This window comes from Pseudomonas sp. T8 (assembly GCF_024610635.1).
GTDB lineage: Bacteria > Pseudomonadota > Gammaproteobacteria > Pseudomonadales > Pseudomonadaceae > Aquipseudomonas > Aquipseudomonas chlororaphis_I.
In genome coordinates, this window is record NZ_CP102374.1 from 5,044,473 (window position 1) to 5,062,392 (window position 17,920).

Annotated in this window: 21 protein-coding genes; 14 read left to right on the forward strand and 7 right to left on the reverse strand. The window is 64.9% G+C overall.

The genetic code is table 11. The annotated features are described in order from the left end of the window. Positions 1–15 precede the first annotated feature (15 nt). The 3 genes from trxA to NRG23_RS22790 form a co-directional block, all read right to left on the reverse strand. Positions 16–888 carry a thioredoxin gene (gene trxA / locus NRG23_RS22780; protein WP_028683460.1) on the reverse strand — a complete coding sequence of 291 codons (873 nt, stop codon included), beginning with the start codon at positions 886–888 and terminating at the stop codon, positions 16–18. A gap of 177 nt (positions 889–1,065) precedes the next feature. Beyond that, entirely contained in the window at positions 1,066–1,722 is a 657-nt protein-coding gene (locus NRG23_RS22785; protein WP_016702663.1) for a methyltransferase, read from the reverse strand. Beyond that, a complete protein-coding gene (locus tag NRG23_RS22790) occupies positions 1,719–2,177 on the reverse strand; it encodes a hypothetical protein (RefSeq protein ID WP_257372220.1) in 459 nt (152 codons plus the stop codon). The genes NRG23_RS22785 and NRG23_RS22790 overlap by 4 nt, the downstream gene beginning before the upstream one ends. Before the next feature lie 129 nt (positions 2,178–2,306). Between NRG23_RS22790 and nrdR the strand changes: the two genes are divergently transcribed. The 12 genes from nrdR (at position 2,307) to NRG23_RS22850 (ending at position 10,991) form a co-directional block, all read left to right on the forward strand. Further along, entirely contained in the window at positions 2,307–2,771 is a 465-nt protein-coding gene (gene nrdR / locus NRG23_RS22795; protein ID WP_007924133.1) for a transcriptional regulator NrdR, read from the forward strand. Continuing rightward, positions 2,768–3,901 (forward strand): bifunctional diaminohydroxyphosphoribosylaminopyrimidine deaminase/5-amino-6-(5-phosphoribosylamino)uracil reductase RibD, encoded by a 1,134-nt coding sequence (ribD, locus tag NRG23_RS22800; protein ID WP_016702665.1) that lies wholly within the window; start codon positions 2,768–2,770, stop codon positions 3,899–3,901. The genes nrdR and ribD overlap by 4 nt, the downstream gene beginning before the upstream one ends. Positions 3,902–3,947: 46 nt before the next feature. Further along, positions 3,948–4,610, forward strand: coding sequence for a riboflavin synthase (locus tag NRG23_RS22805; RefSeq protein WP_009051091.1), 663 nt, complete (start codon positions 3,948–3,950; stop codon positions 4,608–4,610). Positions 4,611–4,641: 31 nt separating this feature from the next. Next, entirely contained in the window at positions 4,642–5,733 is a 1,092-nt protein-coding gene (gene ribBA / locus NRG23_RS22810; protein ID WP_016702666.1) for a bifunctional 3,4-dihydroxy-2-butanone-4-phosphate synthase/GTP cyclohydrolase II, read from the forward strand. 91 nt (positions 5,734–5,824) lie between these two features. After that, positions 5,825–6,301 carry a 6,7-dimethyl-8-ribityllumazine synthase gene (ribE, locus tag NRG23_RS22815; RefSeq protein ID WP_007924117.1) on the forward strand — a complete coding sequence of 159 codons (477 nt, stop codon included), beginning with the start codon at positions 5,825–5,827 and terminating at the stop codon, positions 6,299–6,301. After that, positions 6,298–6,798, forward strand: a complete 501-nt coding sequence (gene nusB / locus NRG23_RS22820) for a transcription antitermination factor NusB (protein ID WP_009051090.1) — start codon at positions 6,298–6,300, stop codon at positions 6,796–6,798. Before ribE ends, nusB begins: the two co-directional genes overlap by 4 nt. Positions 6,799–6,816: 18 nt before the next feature. Then, complete coding sequence (thiL, locus tag NRG23_RS22825) at positions 6,817–7,782, forward strand: thiamine-phosphate kinase (RefSeq protein WP_041987475.1); 966 nt, start codon at positions 6,817–6,819, stop codon at positions 7,780–7,782. Continuing rightward, positions 7,779–8,282 (forward strand): phosphatidylglycerophosphatase A, encoded by a 504-nt coding sequence (locus tag NRG23_RS22830; RefSeq protein WP_009045821.1) that lies wholly within the window; start codon positions 7,779–7,781, stop codon positions 8,280–8,282. The genes thiL and NRG23_RS22830 overlap by 4 nt, the downstream gene beginning before the upstream one ends. 10 nt (positions 8,283–8,292) lie before the next feature. After that, complete coding sequence (locus tag NRG23_RS22835; protein WP_257372226.1) at positions 8,293–9,051, forward strand: ABC transporter substrate-binding protein; 759 nt, start codon at positions 8,293–8,295, stop codon at positions 9,049–9,051. A gap of 112 nt (positions 9,052–9,163) precedes the next feature. Beyond that, positions 9,164–9,781: a GTP cyclohydrolase II gene (gene ribA, locus NRG23_RS22840; protein ID WP_007924108.1), complete on the forward strand. Its 618-nt coding sequence runs from the start codon at positions 9,164–9,166 to the stop codon at positions 9,779–9,781. Next, entirely contained in the window at positions 9,778–10,197 is a 420-nt protein-coding gene (locus NRG23_RS22845) for a hypothetical protein (protein WP_038635546.1), read from the forward strand. The genes ribA and NRG23_RS22845 overlap by 4 nt, the downstream gene beginning before the upstream one ends. Then, positions 10,197–10,991: a cobalamin-binding protein gene (locus NRG23_RS22850; protein ID WP_009051086.1), complete on the forward strand. Its 795-nt coding sequence runs from the start codon at positions 10,197–10,199 to the stop codon at positions 10,989–10,991. The genes NRG23_RS22845 and NRG23_RS22850 overlap by 1 nt, the downstream gene beginning before the upstream one ends. Before the next feature lie 84 nt (positions 10,992–11,075). Here NRG23_RS22850 and NRG23_RS22855 read toward each other — a convergent pair whose 3' ends face one another. From NRG23_RS22855 to NRG23_RS22870, 4 genes are all read right to left on the reverse strand, one after another. Then, positions 11,076–12,959: a TonB-dependent receptor domain-containing protein gene (locus NRG23_RS22855; protein WP_257372228.1), complete on the reverse strand. Its 1,884-nt coding sequence runs from the start codon at positions 12,957–12,959 to the stop codon at positions 11,076–11,078. A 103-nt stretch (positions 12,960–13,062) separates the two neighbouring features. Further along, on the reverse strand, positions 13,063–14,961 hold the full coding sequence (gene dxs, locus NRG23_RS22860; protein ID WP_110175881.1) for a 1-deoxy-D-xylulose-5-phosphate synthase: 1,899 nt from the start codon (positions 14,959–14,961) through the stop codon (positions 13,063–13,065). Between the two features lie 111 nt (positions 14,962–15,072). After that, positions 15,073–15,960, reverse strand: a complete 888-nt coding sequence (gene ispA, locus NRG23_RS22865) for a (2E,6E)-farnesyl diphosphate synthase (RefSeq protein WP_038575447.1) — start codon at positions 15,958–15,960, stop codon at positions 15,073–15,075. Next, complete coding sequence (locus tag NRG23_RS22870) at positions 15,957–16,199, reverse strand: exodeoxyribonuclease VII small subunit (protein WP_007924102.1); 243 nt, start codon at positions 16,197–16,199, stop codon at positions 15,957–15,959. Before NRG23_RS22870 ends, ispA begins: the two co-directional genes overlap by 4 nt. Before the next feature lie 225 nt (positions 16,200–16,424). Between NRG23_RS22870 and nirK the strand changes: the two genes are divergently transcribed. Together nirK and NRG23_RS22880 are read left to right on the forward strand one after the other, a co-directional pair. Next, positions 16,425–17,516, forward strand: a complete 1,092-nt coding sequence (nirK, locus tag NRG23_RS22875; protein ID WP_009051081.1) for a copper-containing nitrite reductase — start codon at positions 16,425–16,427, stop codon at positions 17,514–17,516. Positions 17,517–17,579: 63 nt separating this feature from the next. Beyond that, entirely contained in the window at positions 17,580–17,879 is a 300-nt protein-coding gene (locus NRG23_RS22880) for a helix-turn-helix transcriptional regulator (protein ID WP_009051080.1), read from the forward strand. The last annotated feature ends 41 nt before the right edge of the window (positions 17,880–17,920 follow it).

Genomic DNA, 17,920 nt, shown 5'->3' on the forward strand with positions numbered 1-17,920 from the left:
GCTACCAGTTATGAATCAGTACAGCGCGGCAAACAGCTTGCGGCGGTAGGTGGTCACCAGCGGGTGATCGTTGCCCAGCAGTTCGAACACTTGCAGCAAGGTCTTGTGCGGCAGGCCTTCGTTGTAGCCGCGGTTGCGAATGAACAGCTTGAGCAGGGCATCCAGCGCCGCGTCGTACTGCTGGCGCGCCAGTTGCTGGATGGCCAGCTGATACGCCGCCTCGTCGTCCTGCGGGTTCTGCGCCAGGCGGCTTTTCAGGTCGGCGCTGTCCGGCAGGTCGGCGGCCTGCTTGAGGAAGGTGATCTGCGCCTTGGCCCCGGCCAGCGCGGCTTTGTGCTCATCACCGGTGACCGCGTCGAGCACGGTCTGGGCTTCACCCAGTTCACCGCGTTCGGCCAGGCAGCGGGCGTAGAGGATCAGTGCTTTGGCGTTGCTGTTGTCTTCGCCCAGCAGCACTTTCAGCGTGGCCTCGGCCTCGGCGATGCGGCCTTCGGCGAACAGCGCTTCAGCCAGTTCCAGCGGATCGGCGGCCTTGGGCGGCGGCATCTGCACATGGGGTTCGAGCATGGTGCGCACCGCGGATTCCGGTTGCGCCCCGGCAAAGCCGTCCACCGGCTGGCCGTCCTTGAACAGCACCACGGTCGGCAGGCTGCGAATGCCGAAGCGGGCGACGATGTCCTGCTCGATATCGCAGTTGACCTTGGCCAGCAGCAGCTCGCCCTGATAGCTCTCGGCGATCTGTTGCAGCATCGGCATCAGCGCCTTGCAGGGCGCGCACCATTCGGCCCAGAAATCCACCAATACCGGCTTGTGGAACGAGTTCTCGATCACCGACTGGTCGAAGTCGGCGGTGCTGGCGTCGAAAATGTACGGCGTGTCCTGACTCATGGGGGATCTCGAAAAAACGTGAATGGAACCACTATAAGGCTTGGCGGGGGGCGGCTGAAAGCGGGGCATGGGGTGACCGCTAGATTGTTTCGCGGGCAAGCCTCGTTCCTACAGGCGGCGTTTCTTTTGTAGGAGCGAGGCTTGCCCGCGATAGGCCACAACGTGGCCCGTCCTCTATCAATCACGCTGCGCGTGATACAGGCTCACCTCGCGGAACTCCCAGGGCTCGGCCAGATCCGGCAGGGTCAGGGCGTGGAGCATTTCCAGGCGTCGGTACAGCGGATGCTGGAAGTCCTTGACCCGGGAGTCCGCCACCAGCGCCTGGCGTCCGCGGCTGAGGAATTCATCCAGCAGCGGCAGGTTGGCACGGTCATAGAGCACGTCGGCCACCAGGATCAGGTCGAAGCGGTCGGCTTCCGCGAAGAAGTCCGTGGAGTAACCCAGTTCAACCCCATTGAGCGCGGCATTCGCCCGGCAGGCGGCGATGGCCAGCGGGTCGAGGTCGCAGGCCACCACTTCCAGCGCGCCGGCTTTCAGTGCAGCGATACCGGCCACGCCGGAGCCGGCGCCGAAATCCAGTACCCGCTTGCCTTGCACCCACTGCGGCCGCTCGGACAGGTAGCGCGCCAGGGCCAGGCCGCTGGCCCAGCAGAAACTCCAGTACGGCGGTTCATGGAGAATTCGCCGGGTTTCTTCCGGGGTGAAGGCGCGGTCCATGTTGTCGGCATCGATCAACCACAGCTTCAGCTCGGTTTCCGGCAGTTCGCAGGCCACCAGTTGGGCATCGCCCAGCAGTTCGCTCAGGGCGCGTTGCAGGTCGAGCGGTGGGGTCATGGTGCTTTGACGAATTGCAGCTGGCCCACGGCCTGGGTGGTCGGCTGGGTGATGAGTCGCGCCGGCAGGTGCAGGATCAACTGGCCGGACTGGCTGGCGCGGCCGCGCAGTTCGACGCGGGCGCCCACCGGGAAGACGTCGGGATTGAAGCGCAGGCGAAACGGCAGGACCTTGTTGTTGCCAATCAGGTTGCTGCTGGCCAGCAAACGTTGCGGCCGGCCGCGCTCGTCGATCACCAGCAGCGCCAGTTCCACTTCGGCGCCCGCCGGTACGCCTTGCAGGGTCCCGCTCAATTCACGCTGATAGGCCGGCAGGGGGCCGAGGTCGGTGGATTCCTGGGCTTTTTTCACACTCTGCTGGGGCGGCACGGTGGAGGCGGCCGGTTTCGGGGCGTCGCTGCTGCAAGCCACCAGCAGGCTGAAAAGGCTGAGCAGAACGAGCGGTCGTAGTGGCATGCGAAGCTCCAACAAGGCGAAATTCCATGTGCAAAACATAATAGTCGGTCTGTATACCGTAAAGGCTATGGCTTGTCTTGCCAGTGGGATGCGCTACCATGGCCCTCCCTTTTTTTGTTGCCTGCCACCATGCACTGTCCCTTCTGCGGTGCCAACGACACCAAGGTCATCGACTCGCGTCTGGTCGCCGAAGGCGAACAGGTGCGCCGCCGGCGTGAATGCCTGGCCTGCGGTGAACGTTTCACCACTTTCGAAACCGCCGAACTGGTGTTGCCGCGCCTGATCAAGACTGACGGCAGCCGTCAGCCCTTCGACGAAGAAAAACTCCGCGCTGGCATGCAGCGTGCCCTGGAAAAACGTCCGGTCAGCGTCGAGCGCCTGGAAGCCGCGCTGGTGCATATCAAGCACAAGCTGCGCGCCACCGGCGAGCGCGAGGTCAAATCCCTGGTCGTTGGCGAACTGGTGATGGCCGAGCTGCAAAAGCTCGATGAAGTGGCTTATATCCGCTTCGCCTCGGTCTACCGGCGCTTCCAGGATCTCAACGAGTTCCGCGAAGAGATCGACCGTCTCGCCCGCGAGCCGGGCAAAGAATGAACATCTCCGGCGAACAGGCGGTACTCGACGCCCACTATATGGCGCGAGCCCTGGAGCTGGCCGCCAAAGGCCGCTTCAGCACTCACCCCAATCCGCGGGTCGGTTGTGTGATCGTGCGCGACGGCCAGGTCGTCGGCGAAGGCTGGCATGTGCGGGCCGGCGAGCCCCATGCCGAAGTCCACGCCTTGCGCGCCGCCGGTGCCAACGCCCGCGGCGCCACTGCTTACGTGACCCTCGAACCCTGCAGCCATCACGGCCGTACGCCGCCGTGCGCCGATGCTTTGGTGGACGCCGGCGTGGCGCGGGTCGTGGCGGCGATGCAGGACCCCAACCCGGAAGTCGCCGGCCGTGGCCTGCAGCGCCTGGCCCAGGCCGGCATCGCCACCCACAGTGGGGTGATGGAGCAGGAAGCGCGGGCGCTCAACCGGGGTTTCCTCAAGCGCATGGAACACGGCCTGCCGTTCGTGCGGGTCAAGCTGGCCATGAGCCTGGACGGGCGCACCGCCATGGCCAGCGGCGAAAGCCAGTGGATCACCGGCCCCGCCGCGCGTTCCGCGGTGCAGCGCCTGCGGGCCGAGGCCAGCGTGGTGTTGACCGGTGCCGACACGGTGCTGGCGGACAACGCCCGACTGACCGTGCGTGCCGAGGAACTGGGGCTGGATGCGGAGCAGACCGCCCTGGCCATGAGCCGTCCACCCTTGCGCGTATTGATCGACGGCCGCCTGCGGGTGCCGCTCGATGCGCCGTTCTTCAAGGCGGGGCCGGCGCTGGTCGCTACCTGCGCCGCGGTGGAGGAACAGTACGCCAACGGTCCGGAGTGCCTGATCGTGCCGGGTGCCGATGGCCAGGTGGACCTGCGTCGGCTGCTGAGCGAGCTGGCCGCCCGTGGCGTCAACGAGGTGCTGGTGGAAGCCGGCCCGCGCCTGGCGGGCGCATTTGCCCAGCAAGGCTTGGTGGACGAGTACCAGATCTTTGTCGCCGGCAAGTTCCTTGGTTCCTCGGCGCGACCGCTGCTCGACTGGCCGCTGACGCAGATGCGCGAGGCACCGCAGCTGAAAATCATTGAAATGCGCGCCGTAGGCGATGACTGGCGAGTCATTGCCATTCCTCTGCCAGCAGCGAGCGTATAATTTCGGGCCTTCGCCACGCGGCGACCCTGTTCTCGAGGAGGACTCCATGTTTACAGGCATCATCGAATCCATCGGCAGCATCCGCGCATTGAGCCCCAAAGGCGGCGATGTGCGGGTGTATGTGGAAACCGGCAAGCTCGACCTGGGCGACGTGAAGCTGGGCGACAGCATCGCGGTGAACGGCGTCTGCCTGACGGCGGTGGAACTGCCGGGCGACGGCTTCTGGGCCGACGTCAGCCGCGAGACCCTGGATTGCACCGCTTTCCATCAATTGAAGGCCGGCAGCCGGGTCAACCTGGAAAAGGCCCTGACTCCGACCACCCGCCTCGGTGGTCACCTGGTCAGCGGCCACGTCGACGGTGTCGGCGAGGTGGTGGCCCGGGAAGAAAATGCCCGCGCCATCCAGTTCCGCATCCGCGCGCCCAAGGACCTGGCCAAGTACATCGCCCACAAGGGCTCGATCACCGTCGACGGCACCAGCCTGACGGTCAACGCGGTCAATGGCGCCGAGTTCGAGCTGACCATCGTCCCGCACACGCTGGCCGAAACCATCATGGCCGACTACCGGCCGGGTCGGCAGGTCAACCTCGAGGTCGACCTGCTGGCGCGTTACCTGGAGCGCCTGCTGCTGGGCGACAAGGCCGCGGAGCCTTCGAGCGGCGGCATTACCGAAAGTTTTCTGGCCGCTAACGGCTACCTCAAATCCTGAACCTCAAATTTTGAAAGAAGGGGGGTGCCGCGTGGCGCTCAACAGCATCGAAGAACTGGTTGAAGACATCCGCCAAGGCAAGATGGTCATCCTCATGGATGACGAAGACCGCGAGAACGAAGGCGACCTGATCATGGCCGCCGAGTGCTGCAAGGCCGAGCACATCAACTTCATGGCCAAGCACGCCCGCGGCCTGATCTGCATGCCGATGAGCCGCGAGCGTTGCGAGCTGCTCAAGCTGCCTTTGATGGCGCCGCGCAACGGTTCCGGGTTCGGCACCAAGTTCACCGTGTCCATCGAGGCCACCACCGGCGTGACCACCGGCATCTCCGCCGCCGATCGTGCGCGCACGGTGCAGGCGGCTGCCGCCAAGGACGCCAAGGCCGAAGATATCGTCAGCCCGGGCCATATCTTCCCGCTGATGGCCCAGCCGGGTGGCACCCTGGCCCGTGCCGGCCACACCGAAGCCGCCTGCGACCTGGCGCGCATGGCCGGTTTCGAGCCGAGCGGGGTGATCTGCGAAGTGATGAACGACGACGGCACCATGTCCCGTCGCGCCGAGCTGGAAGCCTTCGCCGCCGAACACAACATCAAGATCGGCACCATCGCCGACCTGATTCACTACCGGATGATCCACGAACGTACCGTTCAGCGGATTGCCGAGCAGCCGCTGGACAGCGAATTGGGCCAGTTCAACCTGGTGACCTACCGTGATTCGGTGGAAGGCGACGTGCACATGGCGCTGACCCTGGGCAACATCTGCGCGGAAGAGCCGACCCTGGTTCGCGTGCACAACATGGACCCGCTGCGCGACCTGCTGATGGTCAAGCAGCCTGGCCGCTGGAGCCTGCGGGCCGCGATGGCCACGGTGGCCGAGGCCGGCAGCGGCGTGGTGCTGTTGCTGGGCCACCCGCTGGACGGCGACGTGCTGCTGGCGCATATCCGCGAAACGGCCGAGCACGCGCCTGCGAAAAAACCGACCACCTACAGCATCGTCGGTGCCGGTTCGCAGATCCTGCGCGACCTGGGCGTACGTAAAATGCGCCTGATGAGTGCGCCGATGAAATTTAATGCGATATCCGGTTTCGACCTGGAAGTTGTAGAATACGTGCCCTCCGAATAAAAGCCGGTTGTTGCGGGCTTGAAATTCGCGGTTCAAATATCACTAGTGAGCGCGTAGTGAACGCGCTCCGGCTCTTTAAGAGATTTGTCGAATGACCCTGAAGACCATCGAAGGTACCTTCATCGCCCCCAAAGGCCGCTATGCCCTGGTGGTCGGCCGTTTCAACAGCTTCGTCGTCGAAAGCCTGGTCAGCGGCGCCGTTGACGCCCTGGTCCGTCACGGCGTGAGCGAAAGCGACATCACCGTGATCCGTGCCCCTGGCGCCTTCGAGATTCCGCTGGTTGCGCAGAAAGTCGCGCAGAAGGGCGAGTTCGCGGCGATCATCGCCCTGGGCGCGGTCATTCGTGGCGGCACTCCGCACTTCGAATACGTGGCGGGCGAATGCACCAAGGGCCTGGCCCAGGTGTCCATGGAGTTCGGCGTACCGGTCGCCTTCGGCGTGCTGACCGTCGACTCGATCGAGCAAGCCATCGAACGTTCCGGCACCAAGGCCGGCAACAAAGGTGCTGAAGCTGCCTTGTCCGCTCTGGAAATGGTCAGCCTGCTGGCGCAGTTGGAGGCCAAGTGATTAGCGACGAAAGCGATCGTTTCAACCCGCGCGATCCGAAACCTGCGGACGCTGGCAAGCCATCCAAGAGCGCCAAGCGTCGCGAAGCCCGTCAGCTCGCGACCCAGGCGCTGTACCAATGGCACATGGCCAAGCACTCGCTGAACGAGATCGAAGCGCAGTTCCGGGTCGACAACGATTTCACCGACATCGACGGTGCCTACTTCCGTGAGATCCTGCACGGCGTTCCGGCCAACAAGAACGAGATCGACAACGCTCTCGCCCCTTGCCTGGACCTCACCATCGAAGAGCTGGACCCGGTCGAACTGGCGGTCCTGCGCCTGTCCACCTGGGAACTGCTCAAGCGCGTCGACGTGCCGTACCGCGTTGTGATCAACGAAGGTATCGAACTGGCCAAGGTCTTCGGTTCCACCGACGGCCACAAGTTCGTCAACGGCGTACTCGACAAGCTGGCCCCGCGTCTGCGTGAAGCTGAAGTGAAGGCATTCAAGCGCTGATCCGCGCTTGCAGCTGCCATGGGCGAGTTTGAGCTGATCCGTAACTTCTTCGCTGCCGCGCCTTGTGCGCAGGGCGGCGAGGGCGTTGCACTGGGGATTGGCGACGACTGCGCCTTGCTGGCTGTTCCCCCCGGCGAACAGTTGGCGATTTCCACCGACACCCTGGTGGCCGGTGTGCATTTCGCAGACCCCTGCGACCCTTTCCTGCTCGGCCAGCGCTCGCTGGCAGTGGCGGTCAGCGACCTGGCGGCCATGGGCGCTGCGCCCGTCGCCTTCACCCTTGCCCTGACCTTGCCGACGGTTGAAACCGATTGGCTGCAAGCCTATGCCAATGGCCTGAGCGCCATGGCGCAGAGCTGTGGCGTACGCCTGGTAGGCGGCGACACCACGCGTGGCCCGTTGACCCTGACCATGACCGTGTTCGGTCGCGTACCCGCCGGCCAGGCCCTGACCCGCAGCGGTGCCCGTCCGGGCGATCTGCTGTGTGTGGGTGGCGAACTGGGCAATGGCGCTGGGGCCTTGCCCCTGGTGCTCGGACAGCGCAGCGCCGATCCGGATATCGCCGAGCCCTTGCTGGCCCACTACTGGTCGCCGCAACCGCAACTGGCCCTGGGCCAGGCGCTGCGTGGCAAGGCCAGCGCGGCCCTGGATATCTCCGATGGCCTGCTGGCCGACTGCGGGCACATTGCTGCGGCTTCGGCTGTCGGCTTGCTGATCGAAAGTGAAAAACTGCCGATGTCCCGGGCGTTGTTGAGCTTTCTCGGTGAGAATGAGGCCCGCTCGGCGGCCCTCAGCGGCGGCGACGACTACGTGCTGGTCTTCACCTTGCCCGAAGCCGAGCTGGCGCCGCTGCTCGCCGCCGGCTGGCCGGTGCATGTGCTGGGCCGGGTCGTGGCCGGGCAGGGCGTGGTGCTGCTGGATGCCGAGGGGCGGGACATCACCCCGAGCACTCGGGGCTATCAACATTTTCGGGAGACACCGTGACAGATCATCCCAAACAGGTTCCGGCAGAGTTCGTGCCGCCCTCCGTCTGGCGTAATCCCTGGCATTTCCTGGCCTTCGGCTTCGGTTCGGGCACCTTGCCCAAGGCCCCGGGGACCTGGGGCTCGCTGGTGGCGCTACCGTTCATTCCGCTGTGGCAGATGCTGCCGGACTGGGGCTACTGGCTGATGCTCGGCATCACCATGCTGTTCGGCTTCTGGCTGTGCGGCAAGGTGGCCGACGACCTGCGGGTGCATGACCATGAAGGCATCGTCTGGGACGAAATGGTCGGCATGTGGATCACCCTGTGGCTGGTGCCGGAAGGCTGGCAGTGGTTGCTGGCGGGCTTCCTGATGTTCCGCTTCTTCGACATTCTCAAGCCCTGGCCGATTCGCTGGATCGACCGGCATGTGCACGGCGGTATCGGGATCATGCTCGATGACGTGCTGGCCGGTGTCTTCGCCTGGTTGGCGATGCAGGGGCTGGTGTGGTGCTTTGCCTGAGGAATCAGCCATGCCGGTCGCTCGCGCTCTGCTGGTAGCGCTCTGTGTCTTGACCGCCGGCCTGGTCCGGGCCGCAGAGCCAGCGGCGCTGCCCGGGGAAATCCGGGTGGCCAGCGAGGAGTGGGACAACTACACCCAGGCCGATGGCCAGGGCATGGCCTGGGATATCCTGCGCGAAGTCTTCGAGACCCAGGGCGTGAAGCTCGACATGCGCAGTGTGCCCTACACCCGCTCGGTCGGGCTGGTGCAGCGGCGTGAAGTCGATGCCCTGGTCGGCTCCTATCGGGACGAAACCGATGGCGCCCTGTATCCGCGCTGGAACTACGACACCGACCATATCTACAGCCTGGGCCTGGCGACGAGTTCGCCGCCGACCCTGGCCACGCTTGGCAACTACCGCCTGGTCTGGGTGCGCGGCTACCGCTACCAGGACTACTTGCCCAATATTCAGCGTTTCAATGAAATCCGCCGGCGGGTCGGTATCTTGCCGATGCTCCAGCAAGGTCGCGCCGACTTCTATATCGATGCCCTGACCGAGGTCGATTTTGTCCTGTCCCAGGCCGAGGACCGCTCACAGTTCCGACGCACCCATCTGGCCGAACTGCCGCTGTTCCTGGGCTTTGCCGACAATGAACGGGGCCGGGTGCTGCGCGCGCTGTTCGATCGGCGGATGGACGAGTTGGTGAAAAACGGCCGTTTGCGTCCGATTTTCCAGCGCTGGCAGCAGCCCTATCCGTTCGATACCGGGCGTCCGCCTGAAGACCGTTGATCTAACTTCTCGATCTTTATGTCCGATAATTCAGCCTAAGCGTCTGTCGGAAGCTGCTGTTACAATGCCGCCTCTGCGAATCTCCAGTCCCATACAGATCAGGAGCACAACGGTGCCCGTCGTTTTTGTTGCCGCTTCCAAGCTGCCCACCCCTTTTGCGCAATTCACCATGCACGGTTTTCTCGATGAAGCCACCGGCCGCGAGCACGTCGTGCTCAGCCTGGGTGATATTGCCGATGGCGCTCCGGTGCTCGGCCGGTTGCACTCCGAATGCCTGACCGGCGATGCCCTGTTCAGCCAGCGCTGCGACTGCGGTTCGCAACTGGAAGCCGCCCTGCAGGCAATCGCCCGCGAAGGCCGTGGCGTGCTCCTGTACCTGCGTCAGGAAGGCCGCGGCATCGGTTTGCTGAACAAGATCCGCGCCTATGAGTTGCAGGACGGCGGCGCCGACACCGTGGAAGCCAACGAGCGCCTCGGTTTTGCCGCCGACCAGCGTGACTACGCCATGTGCCTGCCGATGCTCGAGCACCTGGGGGTGAAATCCCTGCGCCTGATGACCAACAACCCACGCAAGGTCAAAGCCCTGACCGAGATGGGCATAGTCGTCGCCGAGCGCGTGCCGCTGCATACCGGCCACAACCCGCACAACAAACTCTACCTGGCCACCAAGGCCAGCAAGCTCGACCACATGATGGGCAACGAGCACCAGGGCGAGGTAGACCGGGCGTGACCCGCGGTCAGGTCCGGCGGCGCCTGGCCGTCAACTGGTGGCAATACTTGGCGCTGGCGCTGCTGCCGCTGTTCGTGATCAACCTGGTGTTTGGTCAGGGCGAGCCGCTGCTGCCGATCCTGGCGATGCCGTTTTTCATCGCTGGCGTGGCCTCGATGTTTGTCAGCCTGCGTTTTTTTGGCGGCTACAAGCGCGCGTTGATCGCCACCCATAAAGCCCTCGATACCCCTGAAGAACCGGCTGCCTGGATCGAGCTGGCGGCCCGTCGTCGTGCGGCGTTCCTGGCCGCGGCGCTGCCGGCCTGGATCGGCGCCCTGGCGGTGTTCGTCGGCCTGGAAGCGGTGCCGCTGATCCTGCTGGCGCTGTCCACCGCCGTGCTGTTCTACCTCTACCGCATTCCGCGTCAGCTCGGTTGATGTCTCGCTGGCTGGCAGTCCTGCTGCTGGCCCTCGGCGGCCCGGCGCTGGCCGTGGAGCGCGTGGTCAGCCTGGCGCCTTCACTGTCGGAAATCGTCGTCGAACTGGATTCCGCCGATCTGCTGGTCGGCGTGCTGGATGCTGGCGAGCGTCCCCCTCAATTGCACAACCTGCCGTCGGTGGGCCGCTACGGCCAGCTGGACATGGAGCGGCTGCTCAGCCTCAAGCCGGATCTGCTCCTGCTCTGGCCCGGCAGCGTCGGCCCGGCCCAGCGCGAGCAGCTCAGCCGGCTGGGTATCCCGACCCTGGTGGCCGAGCCCCACAGCCTCGACCAGCTCATCACCCAGATCGAAACCATCGCCGCCCGGCTAGGGCGCCCACAACGCGGCCTGGAACGTGCCCATACGTTACGGCGGCAGTTGGCCAACCTGCGTCAGCGCTATGCCCGCAGCGCGCCTCTGGCGGTGTTTTATCAAGTCTGGGATCAGCCGCTGTACACCGTGGGCGGCGGGCAAATCATCAGTGATGCCTTGAGTGTGTGCGGCGCGCGCAACGTGTTTGCCGACCTGCCGCTGCCGGCGCCCCAGGTCAGCGTCGAGGCGGTGCTGCAGCGCAACCCTGAAGTGATCCTGGCCAGCACCCAGGCCCAGCTGGATGCCTGGAAAGCCTGGCCGCAGCTGAAGGCTGTGGCCCAAGGCCGGTTGTTGCTGATCAGCGATAAAGGCCTGGAGCGGCCGAGTGGGCAGATGATCGCCGCGACGGCCAAGCTCTGCCAATTGCTTGATCCTGAGTAGCCGCGGCTAGCGCATCGCGGGCAAGCCTCGTTGAGTCTGTAGGAGCGAGGCTTGCCCGCGAGCGCCCTCACTGGCGCCGCATGACTAAAGCTCCGGCGTCCAGGTCACCCCGAACATCCAGGCCCGGCCTGGCTCCCGATACCCGTATTGCGCGCCGTCATGGCTGTACAGCACCCGGCTGTAGGACTTATCCAGCAGATTGTCGACCTTCAATTCCAGCCGGACCTCGCGATTCAGCGCCCAGCTGCTGCGCAAGCCCAGCAGGGCATAACCGCCGAGGCGTTGCTGGTTGGCCAGGTCGTCATAGCTGCTGCTCACCGCCTGCCAGCTGGCGCCGAGGCCCAGGCGGTCGAACTGCCGATCCAGGTCCAGGCTCAGGGTGCGTCGGGCACGGCGGGCCAGGGTGTGGCCGGTGTCACGGTCGCGGGGATCGATGATCGCCAGCCCCAGATTGCTCTGCCAGCCAAACAGCTCCTGGCGCAGCGCCGCCTCGAAGCCGTTGATGCGTGCCGAGGCGACGTTCTGCGGGCGCGAGTTGCTGCCGAAGATAATCGCGTCTTCCAGGTCGGTGCGGTACAGCGAAGTTTCCAGGCGCGTGCTTTCGCTCAACTGGCTGCGCCATTGCAGCTCGTAGCTTTTCGAGGTCTCGGGCTTGAGGTCGGGGTTGCTGAAGTCGGGGTAATACAGGTCGTTGAAGGTCGGGGCGCGGAAGCCTTCGCTGTAGGTCAGCAGGACATCGTTGTCGGCATTCAGCGGCAAGGTGAGGGTGCCGCTCCAACTGTTCTGGCCGCCGAACTGCTGGTTCTGGTCGCGACGCAGGCCCAGCTCGGTGGAGAAACTGTCGGCCTTGAAGCGATGCTGGACAAAGGCCGCGCGGTTCCAGCGGCTGTCCTCGGCGAAGGCGGTGCTGCTATTGACCCGGTCTTGATACCAGTCGCCGCCGACGATCAGGCTGTTGCGTTCGTCGAGGCTCAGGTCGTTCTGCCAGTTGACCGAGTCGCGGTAGGTGTTGAACACCGTGCGTTCGTCGCTGAGCTTGTCGAAGGTCTTCTCGCGGTTCTCGCTGTGGCCCAGCTCCAGGCGCGACTTCCAGGCTTCGTTGATATGGCCGTCGATATAGCTGCTGAAGCTGCTGACCGCGAATTCGCTGTAGGGCTTCTGGGGAAGGCTCTCGAAGGTGCGGCTGTCGAAGCGCCCGAAGGGGTTGTCGAACTCGCTTTTGCCGCGGTTATCCAGCAGGTTCAGGCCGGCTTCCCAGTCGTCGTTGAAGGCGTGGCTCAGGCTCAGGCTGAGGGCCTGGTTGCGGTAGGCGTCATCATCGCGATCGCTGGCATAGGACTCATGGGTGCGATTGCTCCCGGCGGTATCGTCGAGGCTGGCGCCCAGGTTGAAGCGGGTCTTTTGGTCGCCGCCGGACAGGCCGATGCTGCGCTCCCAACTCCGGTGGCTGCCCACCCCCAGGTGCAGGCGCGGTTGCAGGCCCTGCTCGGCGCTGCGCCGGGTGAAGATCTGGATCACCCCGCCAATGGCATCGCTGCCGTAGATCACCGAACGCGAACCGCGCAGCACTTCTACCCGTTCGATCTGCTGGATATTCAGGTGCTGCAGGTTGCTGTCGCCGGAGCTCGAACTGCCGATGCGCTGGCCGTCCACCAGCACCAGGGTCTGGGCCGACGAAGTGCCGCGGATATAGATCCCCGGCACGCTGCCCCGGCCGCCGCTCTGCGCCACCTGCACGCCAGGCACCCGTTGCAGCAGGTCGGTGACGCTGGAGGGTTGCAGGCGGTCGATATCGTCGCGGGTGAACAGGGTGTTGGCGGCGCTGCTGTCGTTGCGCGCCTCTACCTGGCGGTTGGCGCTGATCAGGGTGTCGGGCAGCTTGAGGGCCTGTTCGCGATCGAGGTTGTCGGCCAGCAGTTGGCCGGTGGGCAGCAAGGCAAGGGGCAGGGCGAGGAGGGCGGGTTTCATCGACAATCCGTGGCGCTTGGCGAGCGAGGCAGGGGCCGGGGATAACTCCTGTAGCCGCTGCCGAAGGCTGCGATCGGCCCCGAAGGGCCGTCGCTTTTGAGGCTTACAGGCCGAGCAGGCGCAGGCGTTCCCGCACGGCGGCTTCGATGCCGGCTTCGTCCAGGCCGCATTCGGCCAGCATCTGCGCCGGCTTGGCGTGCTCGACATAGAGGTCCGGCAAGCCCAGGTGCAGGATCGGCTTGAGGATCGCCTCGCGCGCCAGGAACTCGCTGACCGCGCCGCCGGCGCCGCCCATGATGGCGTTCTCTTCGACGGTCACCAGCAGTTCGTGGCTGGCAGCGATCTCGCGCACCAGGGCTTCATCCAGCGGCTTGACGAAACGCATGTCGACCACGGTGGCGTCCAGCTTGTCGGCGACTTTCAGCGCCTCGGCCAGTTGCACGCCGAACACCAGCAGGGCGACTTTGCTGCCCTGGCGGCGCACCACGCCCTTGCCGATCTCGATCGGCTGCAGGTCTTTCTCGATGGTGGCGTTCGGGCCGGTACCGCGCGGGTAACGCACGGCGGCCGGGCCGTTGTACAGGTGGCCGGTGTTGAGCATCTTGCGCAGTTCGTTCTCGTCGCTCGGGGTCATCACCACCATGCCGGGGATGCAGCGCAGGAACGACAGGTCGAAGCTGCCGGCGTGGGTCGGGCCGTCTTCGCCCACCAGGCCGGCGCGGTCGATGGCGAACAGCACGTCGAGGTTCTGCACCGCTACGTCATGCACAAGCTGGTCGTAACCGCGCTGCAGGAAGGTCGAATAGATCGCCACCACCGGCTTGGCGCCTTCGCAGGCCATGCCGGCCGCCAGGGTCACGGCGTGCTGCTCGGCAATCGCCACGTCGAAGTAGCGCAGCGGGAAACGCTCGCTGAAGGCCACCAGGTCCGAGCCTTCCTTCATTGCCGGGGTAATGCCCACCAGGCGCGGGTCGGCGGCGGCCATGTCGCACAGCCATTCGCCGAACACGCCGGAGTACTTCGGCCCACCGGCCTTTTTCGGCGCGGCGGCGGGGCTGTCCAGGGGATCGAGCTTGGTGATGGCGTGGTAGCCGATCGGGTCGACTTCCGCCGGGGCGAAACCCTTGCCCTTTTTGGTCACCACGTGCAGGAACTGCGGGCCCTTGAGGTCGCGCATGTTACGCAGGGTGGCGATCAGGGTTGGCAGGTCGTGGCCATCGATCGGGCCGATGTAGTTCCAGCCCAGTTCTTCGAACAGGGTGCCGGGAACCAGCATGCCCTTTGCGTATTCTTCGGTGCGACGGGCGATTTCCCAGGCGCCGGGCAGGCGCGACAGCACCTTCTTGCTGCCTTCGCGCATGCTGGCGTAGGTGCGGCTGGAGAGGATCTTGGCCAGGTAGTTGGACAGGCCGCCGACGTTACGCGAGATCGACATGTCGTTGTCGTTGAGGATCACCAGCATGTTGGCGTCCACTTCCGGCGCGTGGTTCAGCGCCTCGAAGGCCATGCCCGCGGTCAGGGCGCCGTCGCCGATCACCGCGATCGCCTTGCGCTCGCTGTTCTGCAGGCGGGCGGCAATGGCCATGCCCAGCGCCGCACTGATCGAGGTGCTGGAATGGCCGACGCCAAAGGTGTCGTACTCGCTCTCGGAACGCCGTGGGAAGGCGGCCAGGCCGTCCTTCTGGCGCAGGCTGGCCATGCGCTCGCGGCGACCGGTGAGGATCTTGTGCGGATAAGCCTGATGACCCACGTCCCACACCAGACGGTCGTCCGGCGTGTCGAAGACGTAATGCAGCGCGATGGTCAGCTCGATGACGCCCAGGCCGGCACCGAAATGCCCACCGGTCTGGCCGACCGTATAGAGCAACTCCAGGCGCAACTCATCGGCCAGGGTTTCCAGCTCGGCTTCGCCTAACCGGCGCAGGCCGTCCGGCGTGTTGGCACGGTCGAGCAGGGGCGTGGTCGGGCGCTTGCGGGGAATCTCATGAAACGTCGTGGGCATCAGGCGAATCGTTATAGGTATAAAAGAGGCGGCAGTTTACCTTATGCATCGCAAGCTGCCCACGCAGAGCGCGGAACTTGGCCGATATGCGGTCTGCCGCGCCGGGGTCGATCAACTGCGTCGTTCGACGATATAACGCGCCAGCTCCCGCAGGGGCTCGGCGCCCGCGTCAAAGGGTCGCAGTGCGTGCAGGGCCTGATCGCGCAGCTCCAGGGCATAGGCCTTGGCCGCTTCCAGGCCGAGCAGGGCCGGGTAGGTCGGTTTGTCCCGCGCGATGTCGGCACCCTGGCGTTTGCCGAGGGTCGCGGTATCGCTTTCCACGTCGAGAATGTCGTCCTGCACCTGGAACGCCAGGCCGATGGCCTGGGCATAGGTCTGCAGGGACTTGAGTTCGTCTTTCTCTGCCCGGCCGCTGGCCAGGGCGCCGAGCTTGACGCTGGCCTCGATCAGCGCACCGGTCTTGTGCCGGTGCATGTATTCCAGGGCTTTCTGGTCGAGCTTGAGGCCCACCGAACCGAGGTCGATGGCCTGGCCGCCGACCATGCCCGCCGGGCCCGCCGCCAGCGCCAGGGCGCTGACCATCTGCAGGCGGATCTCGGCGCTCGAATCGCTCAGGCGCGGGTCGAGCAGGGCGCTGAAGGCCAGGCTCTGCAAACCGTCGCCGGCGAGAATCGCGCAGGCTTCATCGAAGGCTTTGTGGGTGGTCGGCTGGCCGCGACGCAGATCGTCGTCGTCCATCGCCGGCAAATCATCGTGCACCAGGGAATAGGCGTGGATCAGCTCCACCGCGCAGGCGGCGCCGTTGGCTTGCTCCGGCCGGGCGCCGAGGGCTTCGCAGGCGGCGTAGGCCAGCAGCGGGCGTACGCGCTTGCCGCCGTTCATCACGCTGTAGCGCATGGCCTCGTAAAGACGGGCCAGCTCCGGGCTTGGCGCGTGGAACAGGGTTTCCAGTGCAGCATTGACCCGGGCCTGACTGCTGGCCTGATAGGCCGCGATCATTCTGGCTGTTCCGCGTCGAAGGGTTCTTCGGCCAGCTCGCCATCGCGTTCCAGCAGGATCTGCACCTTCTGCTCGGCCTGGGCCAGCGCCGCCTGGCAATCGCGGGTCAGGCCGATGCCTTGCTCGAAGGCGGTCAACGAGTCTTCCAGCGACAGCTCGCCGTTCTCCAGACGCTCGACCAGCGTTTGCAGGTCGGCGAGGGATTGTTCGAAATCTAAGGCAGCTTTTTTGCGGGCCATGGCGGCTATCCCGGTTGACGTTAAACCGGCGCGACACTAGCAGACATGGGGGTTTGGGGCAAATGAGCGGCGCCTGCCGAACGGGTCGAGAGGGCGATTTTCTGCCCTGGGTCAGGGGACGGTGCGCGGGTTGACCTTCTGTCGCCATTTCTTGCTTTACGACAAGGAAAGTTGCGCGCACTTGCCTTGCAATGCCCCATCGTTGATTGGCAAGGAGAAGCTGCAATGAGTGTTTTTCGAAGTGTATTGGGGGCCTGTGTGCTGCTTGGCAGCTGTGCCAGCAGCCTGGCGCTGGCCGGTGGGGCCGAGGGTTTGCAGCGGGTGAAGGTCGACCTGGTCGCGCCGCCGCTGGTGCATCCCCATGAGCAGGTGGTCAGCGGGCCGCCCAAGGTGGTGCAGTTCCGCATGAGTATCGAAGAGAAAAAAATGGTCATCGACGACCAGGGCACCACGCTCCAGGCCATGACCTTCAATGGCTCCATGCCCGGCCCGACCCTGGTGGTGCACGAGGGTGACTATATAGAGCTGACGCTGGTCAATCCGGCGACCAACAGCATGCCCCACAATGTCGACTTTCACGCGGCCACCGGCGCCCTGGGCGGGGCGGGCCTGACCCAGGTGGTGCCAGGGCAGGAAGTGGTCCTGCGCTTCAAGGCCGACCGCAGCGGCACCTTTGTCTATCACTGCGCGCCGCAAGGCATGGTGCCGTGGCACGTGGTGTCGGGCATGAACGGCGCGCTGATGGTGCTGCCCCGTGACGGCCTGCGCGACCCGCAGGGCAAACCCCTGCATTACGACCGCGTCTACACCATCGGCGAGTCCGACCTGTATATCCCCAAGGACAAGGACGGCCACTACAAGGACTACCCGGACCTGGCGTCCAGTTACCAGGACACCCGCGCGGTCATGCGCACCCTGACCCCGAGCCACGTGGTGTTCAACGGCCGTGTCGGCGCCCTGACCGGGGCCAACGCGCTGACCTCCAAGGTCGGGGAGAGCGTGCTGTTCATCCACTCCCAGGCCAACCGCGACAGCCGTCCGCACCTGATTGGCGGCCACGGCGACTGGGTCTGGACCACCGGCAAGTTCGCCAACCCGCCGCAACGCAACATGGAAACCTGGTTTATCCCCGGCGGCTCCGCGGTCGCAGCGCTCTATACCTTCAAGCAGCCGGGGACCTACGTGTACCTCAGCCACAACCTGATCGAGGCCATGGAGCTGGGGGCCCTGGCCCAGATCAAGGTGGAGGGGCAGTGGGACGACGACCTGATGACCCAGGTGAAAGCGCCGGGGCCGATCGTCGAGCCCAAGCAGTAGTAAGAGGGGCGGGGATATTGCTCAGGTCTTGATCATTTCGTAAAAGTCCGTAATATCCCCGCCATGCTCATCGATCAAATCAAAGCGCTGGCCAGCGACATCCGTATGCAGATGCTTGAATGGCTGAAGGACCCGGAAGGCAACTTTCCGCCCCAGGGGCATGACGCACCGAAAGAAATCGGCATCTGCATGACTCACCTGCAGCACAAGGCCGCGCTTTCGGCGTCCAGCACCTCCAGCCATTTGGCGATCCTGCAGCAGGCGGGTCTGGTCGAGGCCACGCGCATTGGCAAGTGGACTTACTTTCGCCGTAACGAAGCCGCCATTGCGGCCTTTACCGAGCAACTGAAGCGCGAGCTCTGAGTTTTTTTACTTGAACATTTCGTTATTTTTCGAAATGAAAA

Coding starts and splice junctions, on each gene's coding strand:
- trxA (WP_028683460.1), bottom strand. CDS start 888: ATGAGTCAGGACACGCCGTACATTTTCGACGCCAGCACCGCCGACTTC.
- NRG23_RS22785 (WP_016702663.1), bottom strand. CDS start 1,722: ATGACCCCACCGCTCGACCTGCAACGCGCCCTGAGCGAACTGCTGGGC.
- NRG23_RS22790 (WP_257372220.1), bottom strand. CDS start 2,177: ATGCCACTACGACCGCTCGTTCTGCTCAGCCTTTTCAGCCTGCTGGTG.
- nrdR (WP_007924133.1), top strand. CDS start 2,307: ATGCACTGTCCCTTCTGCGGTGCCAACGACACCAAGGTCATCGACTCG.
- ribD (WP_016702665.1), top strand. CDS start 2,768: ATGAACATCTCCGGCGAACAGGCGGTACTCGACGCCCACTATATGGCG.
- NRG23_RS22805 (WP_009051091.1), top strand. CDS start 3,948: ATGTTTACAGGCATCATCGAATCCATCGGCAGCATCCGCGCATTGAGC.
- ribE (WP_007924117.1), top strand. CDS start 5,825: ATGACCCTGAAGACCATCGAAGGTACCTTCATCGCCCCCAAAGGCCGC.
- thiL (WP_041987475.1), top strand. CDS start 6,817: ATGGGCGAGTTTGAGCTGATCCGTAACTTCTTCGCTGCCGCGCCTTGT.
- NRG23_RS22835 (WP_257372226.1), top strand. CDS start 8,293: ATGCCGGTCGCTCGCGCTCTGCTGGTAGCGCTCTGTGTCTTGACCGCC.
- NRG23_RS22850 (WP_009051086.1), top strand. CDS start 10,197: ATGTCTCGCTGGCTGGCAGTCCTGCTGCTGGCCCTCGGCGGCCCGGCG.
- NRG23_RS22855 (WP_257372228.1), bottom strand. CDS start 12,959: ATGAAACCCGCCCTCCTCGCCCTGCCCCTTGCCTTGCTGCCCACCGGC.
- dxs (WP_110175881.1), bottom strand. CDS start 14,961: ATGCCCACGACGTTTCATGAGATTCCCCGCAAGCGCCCGACCACGCCC.
- ispA (WP_038575447.1), bottom strand. CDS start 15,960: ATGATCGCGGCCTATCAGGCCAGCAGTCAGGCCCGGGTCAATGCTGCA.
- NRG23_RS22870 (WP_007924102.1), bottom strand. CDS start 16,199: ATGGCCCGCAAAAAAGCTGCCTTAGATTTCGAACAATCCCTCGCCGAC.
- nirK (WP_009051081.1), top strand. CDS start 16,425: ATGAGTGTTTTTCGAAGTGTATTGGGGGCCTGTGTGCTGCTTGGCAGC.
- NRG23_RS22880 (WP_009051080.1), top strand. CDS start 17,580: ATGCTCATCGATCAAATCAAAGCGCTGGCCAGCGACATCCGTATGCAG.